This is a genomic window from Glycomyces dulcitolivorans (assembly GCF_003265355.1).
Classification (GTDB): Bacteria; Actinomycetota; Actinomycetes; order Mycobacteriales; family Micromonosporaceae; genus Glycomyces; species Glycomyces dulcitolivorans.
The window spans coordinates 1-5091 of record NZ_QFRW01000179.1; the positions used below are offsets into that span (position 1 = coordinate 1).

Consider the following 5091-nt stretch of genomic DNA (forward strand, 5'->3'; position numbering starts at 1 on the left):
CGGGCCCGTCTTTCGACGGGCCCGGCCCCTTCGTGCTTTTCGAGCGTTGCCGCTCTGGTCTTAGGCCGCGACCTCGGTGGAGGTCGGGACGATGTTGACCAGCTTGCGTCCGCGCTTCTGCGAGAACAGCACTTCGCCCTCGGCGAGGGCGAAGAGGGTGTCGTCGCCGCCGCGGCCGACGAGCTCGCCCGGGTGGTACTTGGTGCCGCGCTGACGGATCAGGATCTCGCCCGCGCTGACGTGCTGGCCGCCGAAGCGCTTGACGCCAAGTCGCTTGGAGTTGGAGTCACGCCCGTTGCGGGAGCTGGATGCGCCCTTCTTGTGTGCCATCGTTCAACCCCTTACTTGGTGATACCGGTGATGCGCACGCGGGTCAGCGGCTGGCGGTGACCCTGGCGCTTGTGGTAGCCGGTCTTGTTCTTGTACTTGTGGATCTTGATCTTCGGGCCCTTGGTGTGCTCGAGAAGTTCACCGCTCACCGTGACGCCGGAGGCGTCGGTGACCACAGTGCCTTCGTCGACGAGCAACACCGCAGGCAGCGTAAGCGTGTCGCCGGACTCGCCCTGAAGCTTCTCGACTTCGAGGACGTCGCCCTCGGCGACCTTGTACTGCTTTCCGCCAGTCTTGACGATTGCGTACATGTCGACGCGGTCTCCTTGGGTCCTCCCCGATGCGGGGACATAGCTGTCAGTTCCCCGCAGGGGAACGGTGTCTGTCAATTTCGCGGTGTCACGCACCGTGCCAACTCCGGCTTCGCGAACGTCACCTGGGCTGGCCCGCCGATCGAGCTCCGCGCTCGTCCCCGCTTGCGCGAGGACGAAAAGCTGAGGGCTCTATAGGCCGCTCACTAGGGTACGTCATGTACCCGCTGGTTCCGGCATGGGGACCAGGCGGACGCCGCGGACGTCACAGTCCGCGGCGCCGCCCGATCCTAGGACCGGTCCGAATCGGTGCCGGCGTCGCCGGTGTCCGGTTCGGTGTCCGCCGGGTCGGAGTCCGACGCGGCGGGGGTCTGCTGCTCGGCCACTGCCTCGGCGGCGTCCGCGGGGACGGCCTCCTCGGTCGCGGCCGCGGCGTCGGTCGTCGCAGACTCGACCACGGGCGCGTCGTCGGGCCCGGAGGCCTCGGCGATCGGCTCGTTCGCGGTCTCGTCCGTGATCTCGACGTCGTCGTCGTAGTAGTCGTCGTCCTCGTGCCCGTGCTCGGAGGCGGCCGCGATCTTCGCGACCGCGTCGGCGGCGGACTTCCCGTGCGGGTCGGACTTGTCCTCGTGCTGCTGTTGCTGCTGGCGGCCGGACTTGGACTTGTCCCGCTTCTTCTTGCCGCCGTTCTGACCCTGGCCCTGGTTCTGCTGGCCCTGGTGCTGGTGCTGGCCGGCGTTGCCGCCGCCACCGCCGTTGCCCTTCTTGCGGCCGTTGCCGAGGATCTCGTCGGTGTGGATCATGACGCCGCGGCCCTTGCAGTGGTCGCAGGGCTCGGAGAACGCCTCGATGAGGCCCTGGCCGACCCGCTTGCGGGTCATCTGGACCAGGCCCAGCGAGGTGACCTCGGTGACCTGGTGCTTGGTCCGGTCGCGGCCCAGGCACTCGGTCAGGCGGCGGAGCACCAGGTCGCGGTTCGACTCCAGGACCATGTCGATGAAGTCGATCACGATGATGCCGCCGATGTCGCGCAGGCGCAGCTGCCGCACGATCTCCTCGGCCGCCTCCAGGTTGTTCCTGGTGACGGTCTCTTCGAGGTTGCCGCCCTCGCCGGTGAAGCGGCCGGTGTTGACGTCGATCACCGTCATCGCCTCGGTGCGGTCGATGACGAGCGAACCGCCCGAAGGCAGGTAGACCTTGCGGTCCAGCGCCTTGAGCAGGCCCTCGTCGACGCGCTTCTCGGCGAAGACGTCCTTCGTGCCCGTGTGGCGCTTGAGCCGCGGGAGCAGCTCGGGCGAGACGGATTCGAGGTACTTGTGGATCTCGTCGTAGGCCTCGTCGCCTTCGACCAGGAGCTCCTTGAAGTCCTCGTTGAAGACGTCGCGGACGACGCGGATGAGCACGTCGGGCTCGGAGTGGAGCACCGCAGGCGCGTTGCTCTTCTTCGCCTTGGCCTGGATCTCCTCCCACTCGATCTGGAGGCGGGAGATGTCGCGGGCGAGCTCTTCGGGCCCGGCGCCCTCGGCAGCGGTGCGCACGATGACGCCCGCGCTCTCGGGGACGAGCTTCTTGAGCGCCGCGCGCAGGCGGGTGCGCTCGCGGTCGGGGAGCTTGCGGGAGATCCCCGAGGCGTTGCCGCCCGGCACGTAGACCAGGTGGCGGCCCGAGAGCGCGACGTGGCTGGTCAGGCGGGCGCCCTTGTGGCCGACCGGGTCCTTGGTGACCTGGACGAGCACGGCGTCGCCGGGCTTGAGGGCCTGCTCGATCGAGCGGGCCTTGCCGGCCAGGCCGGTCGCGTCCCAGTTGACCTCGCCGGCGTAGAGCACGGCGTTGCGGCCGCGGCCGATGTCGACGAACGCGGCCTCCATGCTCGGGAGCACGTTCTGGACCTTGCCGAGGTAGACGTTCCCGACCAGGCCCTGGGCCCCGGACTTGGAGACGTAGTGCTCGGCGAGGATGCCGTCTTCGAGGACGGCGGCCTGGGCGCGGCCGCCGCGGACGCGGACGACCATCTGGCGCTCGACCGCTTCGCGGCGGGCGAGGAACTCGGCCTCGCTGACGACCTGGACGCGGCCGCGGCCGGACTTGCGGCCGTCGCGGCGGCGCTGGCGCTTCGCTTCGAGGCGCGTGGAGCCGGAGACGCCGCGCACTTCCTCGTTGGAGGAGATGCGGCGCTGCGGGGCGCGGACCTTGACGACCACTTCTGCGTCGTCGTCGGCGTCCTCGGGGCGGGAGCGGTCGGAGTCCTCGGACCCGGCCCTCCTGCGGCGGCGGCGACGGCGGCGGGTGACCTCGGGGCCGTCGGCGCCCGAGTCCTCGTCGTCCTCGTCGGCGTCGGTGCGCTCGTCTTCGTCGTCGTCCTCGTCGTCGGAGCCCTCGGCACCGTCGACGCCCTTGCCGCGGCCGCGGCCGCGGCGGCCCCGGCGGCCGCGCCTGCGGCGTCCGGCCTCGGAGTCGTCATCGTCGTCGAAGTCGTCGTCGTCGAAGTCCTCGACGACCGGCTCTTCGGCCTTCGGCTCGCGCTCGGCGGCCTGCTCGGCGGGACCCCGGTCGGCGGGCTTGTCGCCGGAGCGCTGCTCACCGCGGTTGCGGGTGCGCTTGCGCGTCGGCTGCTGCTCCTGCTGGGGCTGGGCCTTCTTGGCCTGGGTCTTCTTCGCCTGTCGGCGGGGCTCGGCGTCCTGGCCGCGGCGCGGCTCTGCGTCGTCCCGCTCGTCGCGGGACTCGGACCTGGCGCGCTCGGGCCTGGTTTCGGCCGCCTTGGGGGCGGTCTTGGGCGGGGGGGCGAACATCGCGGCGGTCGCAGCGGTGGCACGTGGCCGCTCGCTGCGCGGCGCCTCCGGCGCCGGTTCGTCGCTCTTGGGTTTTTGAGGAGCCATGAAGGTCACCGCGATCGCGGGCACCTGTTCGCGCGGCTCATTCTCGCGCATACGAATAAATCTCCATTCCAGCCGCTGCCCGGGCGCGTGACGCGGTTTGCGTCCGCTGCCGCACGGGCGCGGCATCAGCAGTGCGGTCCTCCCGACCGGGCGGGGGCCGGCTTCCGGTTCGCGTCGCCCAGCAGGCTCGCGAGCCTTGTTCCGGCGCTGTCCCCTGCCGTTCGGGCCGCTCTGTAAAGCCTCAACTCGCGCTGGGGAAACACCTCTGCCCCCAGCCGAGTCGTCAAGTCCGTCGCCGTCGTGAGGGGCGCGGACAGGACATCTGCGGGTCGCACCATCCGTAGATCTGTGCGGTACGACAAGGTCGAGTATCGCACACTCTGTGTCTTTCGCCGAACAGGTGGACAAGCCGGTGCCGTCCCTCTCAGTGGGAGCCGTCACGATCGGGTGAGAAAACACGACTCCTCGTGGTTGGCACGATTCGAGCGTGGCCCGTGTCCCATGTACTCGATAAGCTGTCCAGTGGCGAGGCAGCAGCGGCCCCCAGATTAAGGAAACAGCCATCGCACTCCAGGTGATCGACTCGGACAAGGCCGAGGAGCCCCGGGCGGACGGGAAACCGGCGACCTACCAGGGGCGCCATCGCGGTGCCGACCTGTTCCGGCAGCTCACCAGCGTCGGATGGGTCCTCGCTGTGGTCGCGGTCCTGCTGCTCGCGGGCGGCACGGTGCTCTTCTGGAGCTCCGGCATCGGCGACGAGGAGCCGCTGGTCGAGGCCGACGGGATCGGCGACCTGTGCGAGCGCGTCGTGAACCCCGAGCTGCTGACGCCCTGGGCCGACACCGAGCAGGCGCGCAGCCCCGAGGAGTCCTCGGAGGAGAAGGTCCGCACGTTCGACTGCACCTACTCGGCGGAGTACGCCGGCGGCGACGCGTACCGGCTGGTGACGCTGTTCGCGACCGTCCAGGTGTACGAGGACGCGTCGAAGGCGCGCGCGGCGTACGCCGGGGTGCTGGAGTTCGAGGCGTCCGAGGGACACGCGACCTCTGACGTCGGCGAGGTCGGCGAGCAGGCGGCGACCGCGGTGATCGCCGAGGGCGAGGAGACGGAAGTGCGCCTCCACGCGCAGGAGGCGAACACCACGCTGAGCCTGAACGTGTTCGTCACGGGCACGCCGCCGGAGGGCGGCGACGTGGAGACGTTGGCGGAGGGCCTGTCGTCGGGTCTCCTCGACTCACTCCCCCGGGCGGGGAATTAGGCGGCTCCCTTTAAGCTGACCGTGACTACCGCGGCGTCAAGTCGACACGCCGCAACCATTCGCGGAGGATCATCGTGAGCGCCACACCACCCTTTGGCCCGGCATACGACGAGCAGCCCGACGACGGGCGGCGGTCGGGCTCCGGCCGGTGGCAGCCCCGCGCGGGCCGGCCCCAGGGGTCGGGCGAGCCGTACGCCGCTCAAGGTGATCAGGGCCGCCACCAGGGCGGACAGCCGTCCCCGGACCGTCCCCAGCCTGGATACGGGCAGGGGCGGCCGCAGGCGGGGCGTCCCTCGCCGCAGGCCGGACGGCCGTC

General features: G+C 70.5%; 4 protein-coding genes. 1 reads left to right on the forward strand and 3 read right to left on the reverse strand.

The genetic code is table 11. The features are described 5' to 3' along the window. Nucleotides 1-60: 60 nt before the first annotated feature. From rpmA to DI269_RS13850, 3 genes are all read right to left on the reverse strand, one after another. Nucleotides 61-330 (reverse strand): 50S ribosomal protein L27, encoded by a 270-nt coding sequence (gene rpmA, locus DI269_RS13840; RefSeq protein WP_106366716.1) that lies wholly within the window; start codon nt 328-330, stop codon nt 61-63. A gap of 11 nt (nt 331-341) precedes the next feature. After that, the gene (gene rplU, locus DI269_RS13845; protein WP_091052684.1) at nt 342-641 is read right to left on the reverse strand and encodes a 50S ribosomal protein L21; all 300 of its coding nucleotides are present in this window, start codon (nt 639-641) and stop codon (nt 342-344) included. A 290-nt stretch (nt 642-931) separates the two neighbouring features. Next, the gene (locus DI269_RS13850) at nt 932-3568 is read right to left on the reverse strand and encodes an Rne/Rng family ribonuclease (RefSeq protein WP_232822744.1); all 2637 of its coding nucleotides are present in this window, start codon (nt 3566-3568) and stop codon (nt 932-934) included. A gap of 523 nt (nt 3569-4091) precedes the next feature. Here DI269_RS13850 and DI269_RS13855 point away from each other — a divergent pair. Further along, nucleotides 4092-4775, forward strand: a complete 684-nt coding sequence (locus DI269_RS13855) for a hypothetical protein (RefSeq protein ID WP_112136797.1) — start codon at nt 4092-4094, stop codon at nt 4773-4775. Nucleotides 4776-5091 lie beyond the last annotated feature (316 nt).

Bases quoted from the DNA above. Each gene is read 5' to 3' on its own strand.
- rpmA (WP_106366716.1), bottom strand. From the start codon at position 330: ATGGCACACAAGAAGGGCGCATCCAGCTCCCGCAACGGGCGTGACTCC.
- rplU (WP_091052684.1), bottom strand. From the start codon at position 641: ATGTACGCAATCGTCAAGACTGGCGGAAAGCAGTACAAGGTCGCCGAG.
- DI269_RS13850 (WP_232822744.1), bottom strand. From the start codon at position 3,568: ATGCGCGAGAATGAGCCGCGCGAACAGGTGCCCGCGATCGCGGTGACC.